This window comes from Streptomyces hyaluromycini (assembly GCF_002217755.1).
GTDB classification, from domain to species: domain Bacteria; phylum Actinomycetota; class Actinomycetes; order Streptomycetales; family Streptomycetaceae; genus Streptomyces; species Streptomyces hyaluromycini.
Map to the genome: position 1 here is coordinate 55,356 of NZ_BCFL01000025.1, position 16,747 is coordinate 72,102.

Here is a 16,747-nt window from a genome sequence, read left to right on the forward strand (position 1 = left end):
ACGGCACCCGCCCTCGTACCAGCCGCCCCGCCGCCCCCCGTGGAGCGTGTCTGCGCGCCGACTCGGCGAAGGGGCAGGGCCGTTGAGTACCGAATCGGTGCGGCGGGGGCCGCGGGGTGCGGGGCCGGGGATGCCGGAGGGGCAGGTGGAGCTGGCCGAGCCGCCCGCGCTCGGCGAACCGCCGCAGGCCGATCTCGGCTCCGCCCTGATGTACCTGCCGATGGGCCTGGGCACGGGCGCGATGATGCTGATGTTCTCCCAGGGCCAGCCCGGTCCCACGACGTATCTGATGTCGGGGCTGATGGGCGGGTCGATGGCGAGCATGACCCTGACGCAGCTGGGCCGGGCCGGCGGCGACCGGCGGCGCCGGATGCGCGCGGAACGCCGTGACTACCTGCGCTACCTGGGCCAGAAGCGCGCCCAGGCCCGGCAGGCCGCGGCCGAGCAGCGCGCCGCCCTGCTGTGGGACAACCCGCCGCCCGACCGGCTGTGGACGTGGCCGCTCGGCGACCGGCTCTGGGAACGCCGGCCGAACCACGAGGACTTCGCCCGGGTCCGGATCGGCACCGGCACCCGGCGGGCGGCACTGGAGTTCCTGCCGCCGCAGACCCGGCCGGTGGAGGACCTGGAGCCGCTGTCGGCGGTGTCGCTGCGCCGGTTCACCCGGGCCCACCAGCGGGTCCCGCATCTGCCGGTGCCGGTGGCGCTGCGCGCCTTCACCAGCGTGGAGTTCGCCGGTTCCGGTGTCGAGGCGCTGGCCCTGATGCGGGCGATGGTGGCCCAGCTGGCGGTGCTGCACTCCCCCGACGACCTGCGGATCGCCCTGCTGGGCGGGGAGCTGGCGGCCGCGGAGTGGGAGTGGCTGAAGTGGCTGCCGCACAACGCGCATCCGGAGGAGTCGGACGCGGCCGGACCGCTGCGGCTGGCCGCCGACGACCACGACGGGCTGCTGGAACTGCTCGGCGCCGAGGTCCGCGACCGCCCCGACCACGACCCGGACGTGTCGCCCAGCACCGCCGAGCCGTTCGTGGTGGTGATCGCGCAGGACATCGGGATCCCCGCGGCCTCCCGGCTGCTGACCACGGGAATGCGCAACGTGGTGCTGCTGGACGCGACCGGCGCCATGCCCGGCGGTGCGAAGGTGCTGCGGCTGACCGTGCGCGACGGCCGCGCCGAGTACCCGGCGGGCAGCGACACCGCCCGGGTGACGGCCGACGCACTGAGCGGGACGGCCGCCGAGGTACTGGCCCGGCAGCTGGCACCGCTGCGGACCGGCGGGGTCATCGACCTGGTGGACCGGTCGCTGGACTCGGACTTCGAACTGACCACCCTGCTGGGCGTGCGCGACCCGCACACCTTCGACGTGGCCGGGCTGTGGCGGCCGCGCCAGCTGCAGGCGGCCCGGCTGAAGGTGCCGCTCGGGGTCACCGAGGACGGCGAGGTGGTCGAGCTCGACCTGAAGGAGTCCGCGCAGGGCGGGATGGGCCCGCACGGGCTGCTGATCGGCGCCACCGGCTCCGGCAAGAGCGAACTGCTGCGCACCCTGGTGATGGGCCTGGCCGCCACCCACTCCTCGGAGGTGCTCAACCTGGTCCTGGTGGACTTCAAGGGCGGCGCCACCTTCCTGAACATGGAGCGGCTGCCGCACACCTCGGCGGTGATCACCAACCTCGCCGACGAGGTCCACCTGGTCGACCGCATGCGGGACTCGATCAACGGGGAGATGGTCCGCCGCCAGGAGCTGCTGCGCGCCGTCGGCCACTCCTCGCTCTTCGAGTACGAGAAGGCCAGGCTGTCCGGAGCCGACCTCACCCCGCTGCCGTCGCTGCTCATCATCGTCGACGAGTTCTCCGAACTCCTCGCCAGCAAGCCCGAGTTCGTCGACCTGTTCGTGTCCATCGGGCGGCTGGGGCGCAGCCTCGGGGTGCATCTGCTGCTCGCCTCGCAGCGGCTGGACGAGAGCCGTATCCACAAGGTCGAGGGCCACCTGTCGTACCGGCTGGCGCTGCGCACGTTCTCCGCCATGGAGTCCCGCGCCGTCATCGGGGTGACCTCCGCGTACGAGCTGCCGTCCGCGCCCGGCAACGGCTATCTGAAGGTCGACATCTCCAATCTGGCCCGGTTCAAGGCCGCCTACGTCTCGGGGCCGGCACCGGCACCGGCCGCTCCGGGCGAGTCGGCGGCGCGGGCGGCCGAACCGGCGGCGGAGGTCGCGCTGTTCGGTCTGGGCCGGCTGGGCCCGGTCCGGCCGCCGGAGCCGGCCGTGGCACCGGCGCCGCCGTCGGTCGACGAGGACCAGGCCGACCACGACACGGGCGAGAGCCTGCTGGACCTGCTGGTGCGCCGCATCGAGGGCAGCGGGCCGCCGGCCCGGCAGGTGTGGCTGCCGCCGCTGACCGATCCGGCCGGCCTGGACGAACTGCTGCCCGGCATCGTCCCCGACCCGGTGCGCGGCATGACCGCCGCCGGTCATGACGCTCCGCCGCTGACCCGCGTCCCGCTGGGCATGGTGGACCGGCCGTACGAGCAGGCCCGGGAACTGCTCGTGGCGGACCTCGCCGGGCCCGACGGCCATGTCGGCCTGGTGGGCGCGCCGCAGACCGGCAAGTCGACGCTGCTGCGCACCCTGATGCTGTCCCTGGCGCTCACCCACACCCCGGAACAGGTGCAGTTCTACTGCCTGGACTTCGGCGGCGGTCTGCTCTCCACCGGTGGTCTGCCGCACGTCGGCTCGATCGCCGGCCGGGTCGACCGGGATCGGGTGCACCGTACGGTGGCCGAGCTGACCCAGCTCCTGGAGCGCCGGGAACAGGAGTTCGCCGCCCAGGGCGTGGAGTCGATGGCCGCGTACCGCGCGCGGCGCGCCGCCGGGCAGGTCGAGGACCCGTACGGCGATGTGTTCCTGGTGGTCGACGGCTGGGCGACGCTGCGTTCGGAGTACGAGGACCTGGAGCCGGTCGTCATCGACCTGGCCGCGCGCGGCCTGTCCTTCGGGGTGCACGTGGTCGCCTCCGCGGTGCGCTGGTCGGAGATCCGGCCCCGGCTGCGGGACCTGCTGGGCACCAAACTGGAGCTGCGGCTGGGTGACTCGATGGAGTCCGAGGTGGGCAGCCGGATCGCCGCCGGGGTGCCGCACCGGCCGGGCCGCGGCCTGGTCTCCTCCGGCCACCACTTCCTGTCCGCGCTGCCCCGCATCGACGGCATGGCGACGGTCGACGACCTGACGGCGGCGACCAAGTCCGCGGTCGCCGAGATCGACACGTTCTGGACCGGCCGCCGGGCCCCCGAGGTACGGCTGCTGCCCCTGCGGCTGCCCGCCGACCGGCTGCCGAACCCGCCCGCGGACGCCGCCGAACTGCGGATCTGCCTCGGTGTGGACGAACTGCGCCTGGAGCCCGCCTGGCACGACTTCGGCGCCGCGCCGCACCTGATGGTGCTGGGCGACAACGAGACCGGCAAGACGAACCTGCTGCGCCTCGCCATCCGGGCCGTCACCGCCCGCTACTCCCCCGACGAGGCCCGCATCCTGACCGCGGACCCCGGCCGCGGGCTGCTGCGGGACATCCCCGAGGCCTACCGGGTCGGCTACGCCGTCGACTCCGACGGGCTCGGCGAACTGGCCAAGTCCGCGGCCGTGTCGGTCGGTCAGCGGCTGCCGGGGGCGGACATCAGCCCCGAGCAGCTGGCCCGCCGGGACTGGTGGCACGGACCGCGGCTGTTCGTGGTGATGGACGACTACGACCTGTTCGGCGGCCTGCCCGGAATGCCCTCCCCGACGGCGCCCCTGGTACCGCTGCTGGCGCAGGGCCTGCACATCGGCCTGCACCTGGTGGTCGCCCGCAGCGCCTCGGGAGCCGGCCGGGCCATGATGGACCCGCTGCTGCGCCGCATGTGGGAACTGGGCAACCCGGCACTGCTGTTCTCCTACCCCAAGGAAGAGGGCAAGTTCCTCGGCGAAGCCAAGCCCCGCACCCTGCCGCCCGGCCGGGCCCAGCTGGTCACCCGGCGTTCGGTCGGTCTCGTCCACACCGGCCTGGTCCCCCCGGCATGATCCCCCGACGCGACCGCCCGGCCGCGCGACCCGGCGCCCGGTGACCGGATCCCGCCCCCACACCGCACAGGAACACCATGACGACGTCAACGCCCCTGCTCCAGTCCACTCCGCCCGACGTCTGCCGGCTCACCGTTCAGGGCCCGGCCGGGCGCGCCGATCTGGCGGTCCCGCTCACCCTGCCGGTCGCCGCGCTGCTGCCCGTCCTGCTGCGGCACGCGGGCCTGCCGGACGACGGCGGCCGCAACTGGGTGCTCCAGCGGATCGGCGACGAGCCGCTGGACCCCGACGGCACCCCGCAGACCCTGGGGCTGCGCCACGGTGAGGTGCTGTGGCTGCGGGCGGCGGAAGAGGCCCTGCCCGGGCTGCACTTCGACGACGTCGCGGACGGCGTCGCCCATGTCGTCGGCGGGCAGCGCGGGCGCTGGACCCCGGCCGCCACCCGGGTCCTCGCCCTGACCGGGGCCGGGCTGGTGCTGGTGGCGCTGCTCGCGGTGCTGCTGCGGCCCGGCCCCGGTGCGGCGAACGCGGTCGCCGCCGGTGCGGCCGCGCTGCTGCTGGCGGCCGGCTGCGTCGCCGCGGACCGGTACGGCACCCACCGGGCCACCGCCGTGCCGGCCGGCTGCGGCTCGCTCGCCCTCGGCGTCCTCGCGGGCCTCGCCTCCCGCCCCGCGGCGGGCGGCGGCTACCGTCCGGACGGCCCCGGCCTGCTGCTCGCCGCGCTCTGGGTGACCGTGCTCGCCGGTCTGCTGCTGGCGTTGCGGGCGCTGCCGGACGCGCTGCCGGGCGCCGCGCTGCTCACCGCGGTGAGCACGGCGGCGGCCTGCGGACTGGCCGCCGCCGGCTGCTCGCCCTCGCAGGCGGTCGCCGTGGTGGCCGCCGCCCTGTTCGTCCTCGGCCGCGTCGGCCCGCGTACGGCGCTGCGCCTGGCCCGGCTGCGGGCGCCCCAACTCCCGCACAACGCTGATGAGTTGCAGCAGGACATCGAACCCCAGCCGGAGCAGCTGATCCGCTCCCGGACCAGGGTGGCCGGCGCCCTGCTGGACACGCTCGCCGTCACCACCGCCGTACTGTGCCTGGCCGCCTGGTGGCTGCTGGCCCATCGCACCGACTGGGTCGGCTGGGTGCTGCCGCTGGTCTTCGGCACGGCGGTGGTGCTGCAGGCCCGCGAACTGACCGGGATCACCCAGCGGGTGTCCACCGCCGTGGCCGGTCTCGCCGGGCCGGTGGTGGTGCTGCTGGTCGACGTGGCACCGCACGGCACCGGGGCCCGGATGGCGACGGCGGCGGCACTGCTGCTCGCCGCCGGCGGACTGCTGCTGGCCGCCGAGCGGCTGCCCGGACGCCGGCTGCTGCCGGTCTGGGGGCAACTGGGCGACATCACCGAGTGGGTCACCGCGATCGCCCTGCTGCCGCTGCTGTTCCAGCTGCTGCACGCCTACGCGTGGTTCCGTTCCCTGGCCGGCTGAAGGAGACACAGGTGCAGACCCGACGCGACCATGTGCAGGCGTACCAGTTCGCCGTGGGCAGGCTGGCGACCTCGCTGGTCACCGGTGATCCGGGCCGCGGCACGAGCCCGACCCGGCGCGGCTCCCTGGGCGCCTTCTTCGGCGTGCTCCTCGTGGTGCTGCTGTGCGCCGGATCCGGGGTGTACGGCCTGATCAAGCCGGTGCAGAAGGACACCTGGCGGCAGCCGGGGTCGATCATCGTGGAGAAGGAGACCGGCAGCCGCTACCTGCTGGTCGGCGGCACCCTGCGGCCGGTGCTCAACTACGCCTCCGCGCTGCTGCTCACCGGCTCGTCCGGGACGGTGCGCACGGTCTCCCGGGACGTGCTCGCCCCGGTGCCGCACGGCTCGGCCATCGGCATCGCCGGCGCCCCCGACGCGCTGCCGGCGGCGGCCGACGTCCTGTCGGGCGGCTGGGCGCGCTGCCTGCGGCCCGGGGCGCCGGCCGGCGAGATCCTCGATCTGGGGCCGCCCCGTACGCTGCCCGCGCCGGGCTCCGCCCAGGCCGTGCTGGCCGGACCGAAGGGCGAGCTCTACGTCCTGTGGCAGGGCGTGAAGTACCCCGTACCGGCCGCCGACGCCACCCTGATCGCGCTCGGCCTGGACAGCGAACAGCGGATCGCCGCGCCCCGCGCCTGGCTCGCCCGGGTGCCCAGCGGTACGGCCCTCACCGCACCGGCCGTACCGCACGCCGGTACCCCGGCCGGCCGCGTGGCCGGCCACGCCGTGCGGGTCGGGCAGCTCTTCCGCACCCCCGCGGCGTCCGGCGGCCACACCTACGTGCTGCTCGCCGACGGGATCGCGCCGGTCACGCCGACCGAACTGGCCCTGTTGGCCGCCCGGCGCGGCGCGGCCCCGGTGCTCACCATCGACGCCACCACGCTGGCCGGCGCGACCCTCTCCCGGTCCGGCCTGGCCGCCACCGGCCTGCCCGACGTCCTGCACGCGCCGGCGGTGGACACCGCCGGCGCCGACCTGTGCCTGCGTCAGGTTCCGGCCGGCCGGAAGCTCACCTCCACCGTGGTGCTGGAGCACCGTACGGCCGGCGACGACCGCACCGTACGGGTACCGCCCGGGCACGGCGTGCTGGCCGTGGACCAGGACCAGGTGGCCGCCGGGGCCGCCGTCCCGCAGCCGTACCTGGTGGACGACCAGGGCACGCTCTTCCCGCTCGGCCAGCAGGCCGCGAGCGCGCTGCAGCTGAGCGGGCCGACCACGCCCATGCCCGCCGACGTGCTGTCGCTGCTGCCCCGCGGCCCGGTCCTGGACGGCGACGCGGCCGCCGCCACCGTGAAGGAGGGGTGAGCGTGGTGCATCTGGAGGCCCCGGCCGCGCTGGCCGGCCGCGCCGGTCTGCGGACCCGGCCGGCCGGCGAGGCCCTGCTGGTCCACCGCAAGGGCGGGCCGGATCCGGCCGCGCTGGCCTTCGCCCGGACCCTCGCCGCCGACCCGCACCACCGACTCGTCGTGGTGGACCTGCCGTTCGACGCCGGCGCCCGCGAGTGGGAGGCAGTGCCGCGGGCGCTGACCGCCGCGCCGGAGGGGGTACGGCTGGTGTTCAGCCATGCCCTGCCGCCCGATGTACGCCGGTTCGGCCAGGCCGCGGCGGAGCGGCTCGGGAGCGTGGTGCTGGCACCGGACGGCGCGGTGCGGGCCCTGCCCGAGGGCGGGCTGTTCATCGCGCCCGAGGACGGCACCGGCTGGCTGAGCTACCGGGCCCGCCACCCGGTGGGGTACGACTCCCGGCGCTTCCCGAAGCCCGCCTGGGAGTACGCCGTCACCGACCGGACCTGGCACACCGCGTCCCACGCCGTCGTGGAGCCCACTCCGAGCGGGGTCTGGCTGCGCGGCACCGGTGCGCCCGGCGGCGGCCGGCACTGGCTGGTGGACCGCATCCCGGCCGGCACCGAGATGCTGACCGCGGTGGTGGGCAGCCCGGGCGGCCCTCCGGTGGACCTCCCGGACGCGGTCCGGGTCTGGCACAGCGTCCTGCCCTCGGCCCGCCGGCGGCTGCGCTTCCTGCAACTCGGCCCGGTGGCACTGCCGGACGGCGTGGACTCCCTGGGCCAGGGGCTCGCCGACGGCACCGGCGAGCAGGTCGTCTTCTACACCGGCCTGCCCGCCCGGCAGCACCTGGGCGGGCAGGCCCCCGACATCGAGGTGCCGAGCCACGACGGTACGGCGGCCTGGAAGCCGTTCGTCGGCGAGGTGGTGTACTTCCCGGGCAACGGCCGTACGCCACCGCTGCCCGCCCTGTTCGGCGTCCGCTCCCCGCTCACCGGAACCCCCGACAGTACGGGCGGGACGTACGCGTACGGGCCCGAGACCGTGCTGGAGGTCGTCCAGAGCGGGCTGTGGCTGCGCCCGTCGGCCGAGCCGGAAAACTCCGACCGGGTCCGCCGGGTCGCCGCCGCGCCCGGTCGGGCGCTGATCCTCTACGACCGGGCCACCCCCGAGTCCGGGGAGCGGCTGCGCGGCCTGGCCGAGGACATGCTGCGCCAGCTGGACCCCACCCTGCGGGAGGCGTTCCGGGTGACCCCGGCGGACGAACCGGGCCCCTCGCTCGGCTGGCACGAGCAGGAGTGGTGGGTGTGGTCGCCCGGACACGAGGACCCCGGACAGACCGTGGCGACACCGGCCGCCGCCCCCACCGCGGCGCCGGGCGCACCGCCCGCCGCACCGTCGTACGCCCGCATCCAGCCGACGCCCGCACCGGAGCCCCCGGCGTACCCGGCCTCGGCGGCCCCGCCCGCGGCCGACCCGACAGCCGGCCCCGGCCCCGACCCCGACCCCGGACCCGGACCCGGACCCGGACCCGCGACGGTCCCGTATCCCGCCCCGCCGGAGGAGAGCCGCGGCCCCGAACCGGTTCGGGCCGATCCGGCGAACGCGACACGGACACAGCCGGTTCCCGCCGACCCCACGGACACGCGACCGGGACGCCCCGATCCCGGTGGCCCGGGCGGCACGGCACCGGCCCCCGCCGGTCCCGTGCACACCGCGCAGGATCCCGCCGTTCCGTCGGATCCCGCGAGCGCGGAACCGGCACCGGCCACTCGCCCCGACCTCGCCGCCCCTCGACCGGTCCACGCCGACCCAGCGGGCAGCGCACGGGGGCACTCGACCCCTGCCGATCCGCCGACCGGCCGACCGACACCCATCGCTCCGACCGACCCCACCGGCCCAGCGGGCAGCGCACCGGGGCACACGCCCCATGTCGACCCCCCGACCGGCGAACCGGCACCCACCACTCCGACCGACCCCACCGGCCCAGCGGGCAGCGCACCGGGGCACACGCCCCATGTCGACCCCCCGACCGGCGAACCGACACCCACCACTCCGGTCGGCCCCGGAGGCGCCGCCGCGACACGCGGGGCTCCCGCTCCGGCCGCACCCGTGGGCGGTGTGCCGGTGCCGCCGCCCGGGGTGCCCGCGGGGCCCGGCGGAGCCGTACCGCCGCCGCCCGGGACGCGGGCCGGGGCCCCTCTCATCCGGCTGGAGTCGGACGTGATGCCCCCGGGGCCGTCGGTGCCGACGGCCGCCGCCGGTGACCGGCGGGAGGCGGGCGGACCCGGGGTCCGGGTGCAGCCCGTGCCCGGTGCGGCGGTTGCCGCGGTGCCGCCGGAGCGTGGGCTGGAGCGGGAACGGGCCTGGCTGCGCCGGACGTTCAGCGCCCAGTTCGGCGCGCTCGCCGGGTCGGTCGCCCGGGTGCTGTCGGAGTCGCCGGGGCTGCGTTCGTCCTCCCGGGAGGACGCGGCGGACGCGCTGACCGACCTGGTGGCGGTGCGCCTGTACCTGGGCGGCGACAGCGCCCGCGTGGACGCGGCGGTGCGCGGCGCCACGAAGGGACCGCACGTCCCGATGTCCCGGTGCGTGACCGCGGGGCTGCGCAGGCTGCCCTCCTACCGCGGCCCGGCGCTGCTGCACGCGCCGGCCGGCCCGGCGGAACTGGCCTGGTTCCACGAGGGCCGGGTCACCACGGAGTGGGCGTTCTGCTCCGCGTGGACGGCGCCCTACCCGGCGCCGCCGGACAGCGTGGACTTCCTGGTGTGGTCGATGACCGCGCGCCGCACCCGGCTGGTGGACGCCTCCGCCGCCGACCGTGTGGTCTTCGAACCCGGCACCCGTTTCAAGGTGCTGCGCGCCGACGGCGCAGGGGACCGGCCCGCGGTTCTGCTGCGCCAGCTGTCCTCCTCGGAGACCGGGCAGGACGGGCCGCTCCCGTTGGACGGGATCGCGCTCGACGGTCTCACCGCCTCGCTCGCCGCCCTGCGCGAGTTCCGCGGCGGTCCGGCGCGCGGCCAGGAACCGCCGGCCCGTCCCGTGGGCGTCCCGCCGGGGCTGCTGCCGGTCCGCCCCGCCTCGTCGAACAGCAAGGGAGCACGCCAGTGACCCGGCAGCTGCTGCAGGTCGCCCCGGACCGGCCCGGTGCCTACCGCTCGATCGGCGCGGCGCTGGCCGACGCCCGGGAGGGCGCGCTGATCACCGTGGCGCCCGGCCGTTACGAGGAGAGCCTGCACGTGACGAAGCCCGTGACGGTCGCCGCGCAGGACAGCGCGCAGCCGCCGCAGCTGCACGCGTCGGCGGGCAGCACGATCGTCCTGGACGCCGAGGCGGTGCAGTTGTCCCACCTGGTGCTGTCGGGGGCGGACCGGGAGGCGCCGGTGCTGGACGTGCGCCGCGGCCAGGCGGCCCTGGACGGCTGCCGGGTCTCCGGTCAGGCCTGGGCCGCGGTACTGGCCTGGCACGAGGGCGTACTGGCGTTGCGGGACTGCGAGTTGGCCAACGAGCGGGGCGCGGGGATCGTGGTGACCTCCGACCGGCCGAACGTGGTGGAGCGCAGCCGGGTGACCGGGGTGGGCTCGTCCGCCGTGGTGGTCGCCGAACGGGGCCGGCTGACGGTCCGTGACTGTGTGCTGGAGGGGGCGCGGGGCAACGGCGTGTGCGCCAACGGGCAGAGCTCGGTGACGGTGGAGACGACCCGGATCGCGGGCAGCGGGAAACCGGCCCTGGCCGTCGAGCAGCAGGCGCGGGCCGAGCTGCGCGAGGTGCAGATCTCCGGGAGCGCCACGCTGGACGCGTATCTGACCAGCACCGCGGAGACCGTGCTGACGGGGTGCCGGTTCACCGGCGCCGGCCAGCAGTCGGTGTACGTCGGCCCGGGCGCCGCCCCGGTGTTGCGGAACTGTGTGCTGGAGTCACCGGGCGAGGTGGGCGTGCAGGCCGTGTCCGGGGCCCGGGTGCGGCTGGAGGAGTGCGCGGTCAGCGGGGCCGGGGTGGGTGTCGCGGTGGACGCGGAGGCGAGCGCGGAGTGTGCGGGGCTGGCCGTCCACGACGCGGCGCAGGCGGCGCTGCGGGTGGCCGGGGAGGCGCGGGTCGAACGGCTGACGGTGAGCGGGGGCCGGGGCCACGGCGTGGTGGTGCGCGACGGGGGCCGGCTGGAGGTGCGGGACGCCGAGGTGGCGGCGGGCACCGGTGTGACGCTGACCGAGGGGGCGCGGGCGGAGCTGTCGGCAGTGCGGCTGCGGGCCGCCGGCGGTCCGGGTCTGTCGCTGGCGGACGCGTCCCGGGCCACCCTCAGCGGGTCGGCGGTGACCGGCTCGGCGGTGCTGATCGGTTCCGGCTCCCGGCTGACCGCGCACGACAGCGAGTTCGGCGACTCCGACGCGGACGGCGTCCGCCTGCTCACCGCGGGCGAACTGGCCGCGACCGGCTGCCGGATCTCCGGCGCCCGCGGCCACGGTGTCCATGTGACGGCGGGCTGCCGGGCGGAGCTGACGGGCTGCACGGTACGGGACAACGGCGGCGACGGCGTGCGCTCGCGCAGCGACGAGCCGGTGGTGGTCACCGACTGCGACATCCGGGACAACGGCGGCCGGGCGGTGGCCGACCGGAGCGGCGCCCCGGACGCCGTGGCCGGAAAAGCCGACCGCGATGGACGCGACGGACCCGGTGCCCGGCCGGCCGGGCTGTCCGGCGGGGAGCGCGAGGACGGTCGTACGGACCGGACCCGGATGGTGGGGCCGCTCGCCGAACTCGACGCGCTGGTCGGTCTGGAGAGCGTCAAGCGCGAGGTCACCGGGCTGATCAACCTCAACAAGATGGCCCAGCGGCGGCAGGAGATGGGGCTGCCGATGCCGCCGATGAGCCGGCACCTGGTCTTCGCCGGTCCGCCCGGCACCGGCAAGACCACGGTGGCCCGGCTGTACGGGGCCGTGCTCGCGGAGCTGGGCATCCTGAGCGAGGGCCACATCGTAGAGGTGGCGCGGGCCGACCTGGTGGCCCAGATCATCGGTGGGACCGCCATCAAGACCACCGAGGTCTTCAACAAGGCCCTGGGCGGGGTGCTCTTCATCGACGAGGCGTACACCCTCACCAACCAGTCCCGCGGCACCGGCCCCGACTTCGGCCAGGAGGCCGTCGAGACGCTGATGAAGCTGATGGAGGACCACCGCGACGAGATCGTGGTCATCGTGGCCGGCTACTCGGCGCAGATGGACCAGTTCCTCGCCTCCAACCCGGGCATGGCGTCCCGGTTCGCCCGCTCCGTGGAGTTCCCCAACTACAGCCCCGACGAGCTGGTGACCATCGTGCGGGGCCTGTGCGGCAAGCACTACTACGAGCTGTCGGACGGCGCGCTGGCGGCGTTGGACCAGTACTTCGAGGCGGTGCCCAAGAGCGACACCTTCGGCAACGGGCGGGTGGCCCGGCAGATCTTCGAGGAGATGATCAGCCGTCAGGCGTCCCGGCTCGCCGTCGAAGCGCCGCTCGACGACAACGAGCTGAGCGTCCTGGCGGCCACCGACGTACCCGCCCTGCCGGCCCGGGGCGACGGGGCGGGCGGCAAGGACGGCGGCCGCCGGGAGACCCCCGCGGTGCGCCGGCTCGCCGCGGTCAGCGGGCAGCAGCCGGCCCGCGACGCCCTGCTGGCCCGACTGCGCCGGCTGGCCGTCGCGTCCGGCGCCGACAGGGAACTGCCGCGGGCGGCCGCTCTGGTGCTGGAGGGCGGGCCGGGATCCGGTCGCGCGGCACTGACCGCGCTGTACGGGCGCGGGCTCGCGGAGGCGGGACTGCTGCCCACCGGTGCGGTGGTACGGCTGCCGCTGTCGCAGGTGCCGGCCCGCTGGCCGGAGCAGCCCGCGGCCCGGCTGACCGCCGCGTTCGCGGAGGCCGAGGGCGGGGTGCTGCTGCTGGAGCTGGACCCCGGCTTCGAGCAGCGGCCGCCGGCGGAGCAGACGGCGGTCCTGGACGGGCTGCAGACGGTCGCGGTCCGGCCGGGTGGTCCGGTACCGGTGCTCAGCGGTTCGGCCGCCATGGGGCCGCTGCTGCGGGGCCGGGCCCCGCTGACGGCGGTGTTCGCCGAGTACGTGCGGATGGTGCCGTACACACCGGCGGAGCTGGTCGAGCTGGTGGCACGGCGGCTGCGGGTCCAGGGGTTCCGGCTCGCCGAGGACGGCGCCGCGGAACTGGCCGCCGAGTTCGGCCGGCGGCCGCCCGGCGGCGCGGTCTTCGGCGCGCACCGGCTGGCCGACCTGCTCGCGGCCCGTTGCGAGCGGCTGGAGATCGGTGCGCAGGAGCTGTACGGCGCGGGTGTGGTCGCCGCTCCGGCCCCCGAGGCGGAGGCGGAAGCGGTTCCGGCCGGGTGAACGGGAACGGTCCCCCGCCGCGGAGTGCAGCGGGGGACCGTCTTCGTCCTACGGGTGCCTCGGCTCTCAGTGCACGGTGCCGGACGCCCAGACGACGGTGCCGGACGAGGTCAGGACCGTCACGTTGCCGTCGGCCTGGAGGACCAGTTCGGCGCCGTTGTTCCCGGCGGTGCCCGCGGTCCACAGGGTCTGGTCGGCGGAGCCGTAGACGACGAAGTTGCCGTCGGCCTGGAACACCGCCCGGTTGCCCGCGCCCGAGGTTCCGGCGGACCACAGGACCGTGCCGTTCGTGTCGGTGATGACCAGATTGCCGGTCGACGTCATGGCGAGGCGCACGTGGTCCGTGGACACGGACTGCCCCGCGCCGAGCACGGTGGTGGCGTTGACCACCCGGGTACCCCACTGGTGCGGGGCGGCGGCGACGCTCGGACGGGCACTGGCCTTGGGCTTCTCGGTGGCCTTCGGCTTCTCGGCCGTGGGCTTCTCGGCCGTGGGCTCCTCGACCGTCCGCTTCTCGACTGTCTGCTTCTGAGCGGTCGTTGTCCGGTGGACCTGCTGCTTCTCGGCGGTCGCGCGCGGGGTGACCGCCCGTTCGGTGACCGCCGACGGCCGGTCGGCGACTGTCCGCGGCGGGCTCGTGGCCTTGTCGTCCGTGCCCGGGGTCCGGTCGTCCGACTCGTCCAGGAGCGCGTCCGCCCACGGCACGCGCGGCGTTCGGCTCTCGCTGGGTGAGGTGCGGGGTGCGGTGTGCTGGTGCGCGGCGGTCTTCGGGGTGCCGTCCCCGCTCGGCGACGCGTGCGGCGTCCGGCTGCCGCTCGGGGAGGGTGTCGGCGTCGGCGCCGGTGTGCCGCCCGCGCCGAGGTCGTCGTCCGTCGCCGTACCGCTCTGGGCCGGGTTCCGCGTGCCCTGCTGCGGGGTGGCGTACGGGACCGGGCTGCTGTCGCCGTCGCTGGAGAGGTCGCCGCTGCCGGAGGTGGCCACCGGCGCCACGCGGTCGAGCCCTTCCACGTCGGTGGTCTGCTTCTCGCCCTTGTGCGCCAGCGGCACGGAGACCAGGACCGCGCCCGCCACCGCGGCCGCGGCGACCAGCGGCCAGGGGCCGGACTTCGGCCGGGCGCCGCGTGTGACCGGACCCGGCTGGTCGCCGCCGGGGTCGGGGCGGAAGCCGCGCGCCGTCGCGCCCGTGCGGCGCAGGCGGGTGACGACGTCCGGGCGGGTCTCGGCGGGCGCCGGTACGACGGGGGCCGTCGGCTCCTCGGCGACGGCGGTGACCGCCGCCCGGGCCGCGACGCCGGCCGCGACGGCCTGGGCGTGCGCGAGCGCGGCCGAGGCGGCCGTGCCGTCCGGGTCGCCGTCGTGCATGGGCATGGCGGCGGCGCGGCGTATCCGCCTGGCCCTCGGCGGATCGCCGAGAGCCGTGCGATCCGTGCCGGGCGGCCGGGCGCCCGGCTGGTGCGTGGGGGTCATCCGTTCTCCTCGTGGTCTTCTGGTGGTGGCCGGCGCCCGGACTTCACCCCGGTGAACCGGAGATCTCCCCGTGCGCGCCGGGCTGTTGTCCCGGCGGGGGCGGGGGCGTCGCGGCCGGCGGTGTGAAGGTGACGGTGACGGCGGGGGGCCTCGGCACGGGCTCGGCGACGAGCCGCAACGCCCCGCCTGCGGCCCCTCCCGGAGCGCGCTTCCGCTCCTGCTCCGGCTCGCGCTCCTGCTCCGGCTCGTGCCGCTGGTCCGGCTCGTGCCGCTGGTCCGGCTCGTGCCGCTGGTCCGGCTCGTGCTTCTGGTCCGGCTCGTGCTTCTGGTCCGGCTCGTGCTTCTGGTCCGGCTCGCGCTTCTGGCCCGGCTCGTGCCGCTGTGCGGTGCCGGATCCGGTCCCGGGCTCCGGCTGCTGTCCCGCTGCGGCGGACACCGCCGGTTCGGGCCGTACGTTCTCGGCGGGCTCCTCGGCCGGCTCCGCCTGGAGCGCGAAGTCCGGCCGCACCACCGGCCCGGGTACTACGGCGGGCTCCGCGGCGGCGGACGTCCCCGCCGCGCCCTGCCAGCCGCGCGGTGCCACGGCCAGGCCGTGGACGACGGCCAGCCGGCGCACCGCGCGCAGGTCGTCGTCCGAGCCGTCGCCCTGCAGCTGGACGAGGGTGCGTTCGCGCACGTCGTCCTGGAGGGCGGTGAAGAGGCGGTCGAGGGGTTCCCAGACCGAGTCGTCGAGCGGCTCGCCCGGCACGCCGACGTCCACCGTCATGAGTTCGGGCAGGACGGGGCGGGCGGCGATGTCCTCCGGTACCGCAAGGCCGTTCGGGCCGATCCAGAGCCCCGCCCTGGTGACCACGACCTCCCACTTGCGGTCGAGCATCATGGCTCCGGGTTCGAGTCCCGGGCGCAGTCCGCTGACGGGCGGCCGCCAGGTGCCCAGGCGCGGCGCGGGCGCGGCACCGCCGTCCGAGGGCACACAGGTGACGGTCTCCACGTAGGGCCGCCAGGAGGGCTCGCCGGTCTCGTCGGTGAGCACCACGCGCGGTGTGCCGGCCCGGCCGCGGTCGTCGGCGCGTTCCAGGTCGTCCAGCAGCAGCGGCAGTCCGCTGAGCACCTGGACGGGGATGCCGAGCAGGTCCGCGACGTGCCGGCCGACCGGGAGCAGGTCGGCGCCGCCGCCGGGGACGAGCCGTACGGTGCCGCGCACCTGGGCGGGGAGCGCGGCGATCACCTCGGCGAGGGCGTCGGCGGGCACGGTCGCGGTCCGGGAGGAGCCGACGACGAGCAGCGGACCGGCCGCGTCGGGCGGCACCGCGTACCGCAGCGCGGAGGCGCCCTCCGGCGGGGTTCCGGTGGGCAGGACGAGCAGTCCCGCGGGGATCTGCTCCACCACGCAGCCGCCGACGACCGCCGGGGCGGTGCGCTCCACCGCGGCCTGCCACTGCGGTTCCGGCAGCCGGGTGCCGACGCGGCGGGGCACCAGTCCGGAGGAGAAGTTCCACCAGCCGCCCGGGATGTCGGGCAGGTCGGGTGCGAAGAGGGTGCCGCCGGGGGCCACGACGACGAGGCCGCGGGGCGCGAGGACCTCGAACGGCCCCGCCTCGCTGAACGCGCGTGCGGCGGCGGGCCGGTCGGGGCGGTCGGCGGCGGCGCCGGACATCACCAGCCGGAGCACGCGCGCACCGGCCGCGTGGGCCTCGGCGAGCGCCGGGGCCAGCCGGGCGCGGAGCGTCTCGGGCGCCTCGAAGCCGGCGCCCACCAGTACGGTCACGTGGTCCGTGGGGCGCCCCTGCCGCAACTCGGCGGCCACGCCCACGAGATGGTCGGGCGACTGGCCCGCCGCGTGCACGGCGAGGACGCCGTCCGCACCGGTGATCTCCAGGGCCGCCTCGTCGCCGTGCCGGTCCGCACGGCGCCTGCCCGTACCCCGCCGGGCGGACCGCCCGCTCATCGTCGGCTCCGGGTTACAGGAGCCACCCATGTCACCGTCACCCTTCGGACGATAATCGAGCGGAGCCCCGTCACGGCGGTCCCGGGCAGCACCCGCGCCCGGCCTTCGCCGGCCTCAAGTACCGCCTGG

7 protein-coding genes are annotated in these 16,747 nt (G+C 76.4%); 5 read left to right on the plus strand and 2 right to left on the minus strand.

What is annotated here, in order from left to right; all coding sequences use genetic code 11:
• The first annotated feature begins 130 nt into the window (after window positions 1-130).
• The 5 genes from eccCa (at window position 131) to SSP29_RS32865 (ending at window position 13,203) form a co-directional block, all read left to right on the plus strand.
• On the plus strand, window positions 131-4,051 hold the full coding sequence (gene eccCa, locus SSP29_RS32845) for a type VII secretion protein EccCa (protein ID WP_089104511.1): 3,921 nt from the start codon (window positions 131-133) through the stop codon (window positions 4,049-4,051).
• Window positions 4,052-4,128: 77 nt separating this feature from the next.
• Entirely contained in the window at window positions 4,129-5,520 is a 1,392-nt protein-coding gene (gene eccD / locus SSP29_RS32850) for a type VII secretion integral membrane protein EccD (protein WP_089104512.1), read from the plus strand.
• 11 nt (window positions 5,521-5,531) lie between these two features.
• Window positions 5,532-6,863, plus strand: coding sequence for a type VII secretion protein EccB (gene eccB, locus SSP29_RS32855; RefSeq protein ID WP_167450052.1), 1,332 nt, complete (start codon window positions 5,532-5,534; stop codon window positions 6,861-6,863).
• A 2-nt stretch (window positions 6,864-6,865) separates the two neighbouring features.
• Window positions 6,866-9,949, plus strand: coding sequence for a hypothetical protein (locus SSP29_RS52615; RefSeq protein WP_089104514.1), 3,084 nt, complete (start codon window positions 6,866-6,868; stop codon window positions 9,947-9,949).
• Window positions 9,946-13,203 carry a right-handed parallel beta-helix repeat-containing protein gene (locus tag SSP29_RS32865; protein ID WP_089104515.1) on the plus strand — a complete coding sequence of 1,086 codons (3,258 nt, stop codon included), beginning with the start codon at window positions 9,946-9,948 and terminating at the stop codon, window positions 13,201-13,203. The genes SSP29_RS52615 and SSP29_RS32865 overlap by 4 nt, the downstream gene beginning before the upstream one ends.
• Before the next feature lie 66 nt (window positions 13,204-13,269).
• Here the strand turns inward: SSP29_RS32865 and SSP29_RS32870 are convergent, their stop codons facing one another.
• Both SSP29_RS32870 and SSP29_RS32875 read right to left on the minus strand, forming a co-directional pair.
• On the minus strand, window positions 13,270-14,670 hold the full coding sequence (locus SSP29_RS32870; RefSeq protein WP_089104516.1) for a hypothetical protein: 1,401 nt from the start codon (window positions 14,668-14,670) through the stop codon (window positions 13,270-13,272).
• 43 nt (window positions 14,671-14,713) lie between these two features.
• Complete coding sequence (locus SSP29_RS32875; RefSeq protein ID WP_218036939.1) at window positions 14,714-16,648, minus strand: hypothetical protein; 1,935 nt, start codon at window positions 16,646-16,648, stop codon at window positions 14,714-14,716.
• Window positions 16,649-16,747: the final 99 nt, after the last annotated feature.